The 4,669-nt window shown below is 38.2% G+C and carries 2 protein-coding genes; both read right to left on the bottom strand.

Translation table 11 applies throughout. The features are described 5' to 3' along the window. Nucleotides 1-3,398, bottom strand: a 3,398-nt coding sequence (locus tag E1171_RS06650) for an ABC transporter permease/M1 family aminopeptidase (protein ID WP_155205229.1), incomplete at its 3' end; no start/stop codon positions are given. A 50-nt stretch (nucleotides 3,399-3,448) separates the two neighbouring features. Next, the gene (locus E1171_RS06655) at nucleotides 3,449-4,345 is read right to left on the bottom strand and encodes an ABC transporter ATP-binding protein (protein WP_155205230.1); all 897 of its coding nucleotides are present in this window, start codon (nucleotides 4,343-4,345) and stop codon (nucleotides 3,449-3,451) included. Nucleotides 4,346-4,669: the final 324 nt, after the last annotated feature.

Genomic DNA, 4,669 nt, shown 5'->3' on the forward strand with positions numbered 1-4,669 from the left:
AATACACCCAGATCAATCCAATCGTCAACAGGAATTTTCTTTTCCATACCTGTACTATCGGCACGATATTTTATACTTCCCACTTTTAAGTTCACCTTATACTTTCCATCAGAAAGCTTTTCATAATTTACCTCCTCCGTTTTATTCTCAAATAACGTAATGGTTTCAAACAAATCATGAATCACATATTGCAAGCTATCCGGAGTCACCTGCCTAAAATAACCTAACAGATCTTTTGTAGTGGGATATGGATTTTCCTTGTATTTCCAGTCCTGCAAGTAAGCTCGTAATGCAGCGTTCACACTATCCTCTGAAATATAATCCTGTAAGGCAAACATCGCTACTGAACCTTTCCGGTAATGAATATAGGACTGTCTTTCTACCAGTTCCAGCGGCATTTCCTTCTTTCGTTCACTGGTTCTGCCTCTTAAATAGCGGTCCAGTTCATATTTCAGAAATTTCCGAAGCTGCTCCACGGGATATTCCTTTTTCAATACCATCATTGCCGTATATTGAGACAAGGTTTCTGATAACATGGAAGAACCCTTCACATCGGCCTCTGTTACCTGATGTCCCCACCACTGATGAGCTACCTCATGAGCTGTGACGTAAAAGGCAAAATCCATATCCTTCTCATCCCTTAGATCAAGCATAAAACCCATACCTTCGGAAAAAGGAATCGTATTAGCAAAAGATTGCGCAAAGGAGGAATAACGTGGGAATTCCATGATACGCAACTGCTGGTACTGATAAGGTCCAAATTCTTTGGAAGCAAAAGCAAGGGCCTTTTTCAATCCCTTCATCATTCTGCCCAAGTTTCGTTCATGCCCCTTATTATAATAAATTTCCAAGTTGATTCCTTCCCATTTTTCCCGCATCACCTCAAAGTTAGCTGAAACAATGGAATAAAAATTCACCATAGGTTTATCCATTTTATAATGAAAATACCTGCGATCTCCTTCGATCCATTCTTTCTGCAAATATCCCGGAGCAATTGCCGTTTGACCAGCATCGGTGCTAACCACCATTTCAAAATTGATTCTATCTGCATCGTCACCAAATAGATTTCTGCTCAGGCCTACCTCATCCTCCCTTTCTAGCATACGTTCCTTTTCCGGAAGTTCATGGTCCTTCCTTTTGTCATCATCCCCGAGTTCAAAGTCAGAATTATAGCCAATAGTGGGGAAGTAAAGATTATTAAAGAAGGTTCCGTTATTGACAATATTGGTATTTGTTGTTCCTTCCTTGAAACCTTTGGTCTCAAAAACAACTTTAAAATCCATTTGAATTTGTTCCCCTGGAAGCAAAGGTTCCTTCAGCGCGTAAATGGTATAATCAAAATCCTCAAAGCTCTCCTGCTTAGATGCCTCCCTATCAAATTGTAAATGGGTTAATTCTAAATCATCATGAGTTTTTTCTTGAATATGAATCTCGCGAATAGGTGTATCGGTTTTATTTTCCAATACATAATATCCCCCGGCAATAAAATCCCTTTTTTGAGGGTATAAATCCACCTTCAGGTTTACATCCACAATTTTTGGTTGGGGTAAACTTTCATATTGCTTTAAAGTTTTCTCATAACTAGCCTGCAATTTTTCCTCTTCATCCGAATTGGCATACTCGTTTACAACATTCGTATTATAGAAAATATAACAGCCGGACAAAGCAAAAGTAAGAAGACTAAGAATTCCCAAAATCATCATAGAGCGATTCAGCTTCAACCTTGCCAGGTTTAGACGGGATTTCATCACAGTATCAGCTCCACGAACGGAAAAGAGCACCGCTAAAACAAAAAGAAAAATAGCAAAAGCCATCCAATAGACATTCATCCAGGTAAAACGAGAAACAAAATGCCCGAAGCCATTCATGTCTGAATATCTTCCTAAAAATGAATTTCCAAAGTGAAACATAGCATGTTCAACACCCAAGAGGGAAAGGACACCTGAAGCAATAAAGAACACCACCATCACCACAAATCCCAGCATCTTATTATTCACCAGCACTTGGATGAAGAACCCTAGGAAGGTAAATAAAATTAAATACACAAAGGTTTCCCCGAACAACTTACTGAAATAAAGAGAAAGTTCGTAATTATAATACCCCTTTACCGTCTGCACAAAAACACCTGACAAAATTAGCAAACCTAAAATGGTAACATGCACCAGTAACATTCCAAAAAATTTCCCCAATAGACCAATCATATCATGGATTGGCAAAGCATCGAAAATCTGGTTCATCTTCACACTTCTCTCTTTCCATATCATTTCTCCGGCATAGAACACAATAATGATTAAGAAAAAAAGATTAAATCCTCCCAACACTTCCAGAACTGCATAGGTGGTCGGCACTCCATCCACCCCATAAATCTCATTTATGTCAATGGTGTTAGCAAAAGTCAACACCAAACCGGAGAGCAGAATTCCCAGAAAAGGGATTTCCTTAAACATTGTTTTAAAGTAAAAAAAGGACATGCGGAGCAGCTGCTTGATACTAATGCCAACCCCGGCCTTTGTAGTCACCAAAGGAATTGTTACGGAGGAAGGGGTGAATTCTTCCCTGGATTTTTTTACTTTTTTCCTTCTCCCAATGGTATTTCGCACCACATTAAAATTAAAACTCAAAAAGGTTACCAGCATCCCCAAAATACCTGCTCCCATCCAAATCATGCGATTATATAACATGACACCTTCAAGCTGAATAGGTAAAATATTTCTCTCTGCAGGAGTCCAGTATTGGGTATAGTACCTTAATGTATTCAGTCCAAAAGGATCTAGCACGGCCAGTAATTCCCGGTTTTCAAGATCGCTGACAAGGGCATTTCCTATCATGTAAATCACCAGCAAAAAAACTCCCTGAGTGTACACAAATATCATTTTCCTGCTTAATGATCCACTGGCAAAAAATAAACAGGCTGTAAAAAACAAATTAGGAATAACAATAATTAAAAAAGGCCTAATATAGGTACTTACATTGAAGGCAAGTAACTTTTCCTGCTCTCTCCATGGCATTACATCTCCCAGCATTAACCCTATTACCAGGCTAGAAAATATAAATAAAAGCACCACAAAAGAACCTGCAAAACGTCCCAAAAGATAATCGAATTTCTTAATAGGAGTGGAAAACATCAGGGATTCCATTTTATGTTCAAAATCCCTTAACACAGGCACCCCCATGACAGCTGAAGTAATAAAAAGCATGAATGCCGACACAATTGTCATGATAAGAGCAATGGAATAAGGTGAATTTTCTTTCACCTGCCCCACTCCACCTCCAATGGTTACAGCATCTGTGGTGACGGCTGCGAAAACCAAAGCAAATAAAATCGTAAAATAAATATAGGTGGCAGGTCTTTTGGACCTGTATTTTAATTCAAATTTGAAGATATCAAACCATTTCATGTGAAAATCATTTATTGAAAAATTAAAAGAATAAATTTACTTTCCGGCTATTACACCAAAGCCTCTTCGGAGGCAGGTTTCACACCCATAATTTGCGAAAAGTAAACATCCTCCAGATCTGCACTAACCGTCTCAAAGGAAGGGTCCGGTTGCATTTCACTAAACACATGAATCTGTGGCTGACCGGCAATCATTTTGTCGGATATCACCTGAAAATCACTCTTATAGTCTTGCAGTTCGTCTTTTTTAACCCGTTTTTTCCACACCTTTCCTTCAATATCGGAAATGGCCTTCAAAGGATGTCCCTTAAATAAAACCTCCCCCTTATTTATAATGGCCATGTCGGTACATAACTCTTTGACATCCTCCACAATATGAGTAGAAAGAATCACAATAGTATTTTCTCCCAACTCCGAAAGCAAGTTATGAAAACGGTTTCTTTCTGCAGGGTCCAGGCCAGCCGTAGGCTCATCTACAATGATTAAGCTAGGATTAGATATTAGGGCCTGAGCAATTCCAAATCGCTGTTTCATCCCACCAGAATAACCTCCTAAGTTTTTCTTACGGTCATTGTATAAGTTAGTCTTATACAATAAGGCCTTCACTAATTCCTTACGTTCTTTCTTATTGTCAATCCCCTTTAAAACCGCCAAATGATCTAACAAAGTCTCGGCATTTACTTTTGGATATACCCCAAATTCCTGTGGCAAATACCCCAGGGTTTTTCGCACCTCTTGCTTTTGAGTTAAAACATTTATCTCTCCCAACTGTATACTTCCTGAATCAGGCTCCTGTAAAGTAGCAATGGTACGCATTAGACTTGACTTTCCTGCTCCATTTGGCCCCAAAAGTCCAAACATACCGGTCTGGATAGTTAAATCAATTCCTTTCAGAGCCTGCACACCATTGGCGTAGGTTTTGGATAAATTAGTTACTTTTAATTCCATGAAAAATAAATTAGAGGTTGAAATAAATTATTTAAAATTGGGTATTGAAAAAGGTGTATAATCCTCTTTTCCACTTATTGGCTTATTTACTGTTGGGTCAACCACATCTCCTTAATAATCTGTAAAAACACCATATATTCTTATCCGATCGACCCTCACCCTTATTCACACTAACTTTTCTAAATAACCTCCCTAAAACAATACCTTTGTGCTTTAAAATAAACCAGCAAACAGCCAATCAATAAACTGTAATCCACAAGTTTGAACTAAATTTATTTAATTAGTATAATCAAAGTAGAATTTGTTACAGTTTAATTGTCTTTT

Origin of the sequence: Xanthovirga aplysinae (genome assembly GCF_009711365.1) — a bacterium.
In the GTDB taxonomy this organism is placed as follows: Bacteria; Bacteroidota; Bacteroidia; order Cytophagales; family Cyclobacteriaceae; genus Xanthovirga; species Xanthovirga aplysinae.

Bases quoted from the DNA above. Each gene is read 5' to 3' on its own strand.
- E1171_RS06655 (WP_155205230.1), bottom strand. From the start codon at position 4,345: ATGGAATTAAAAGTAACTAATTTATCCAAAACCTACGCCAATGGTGTG.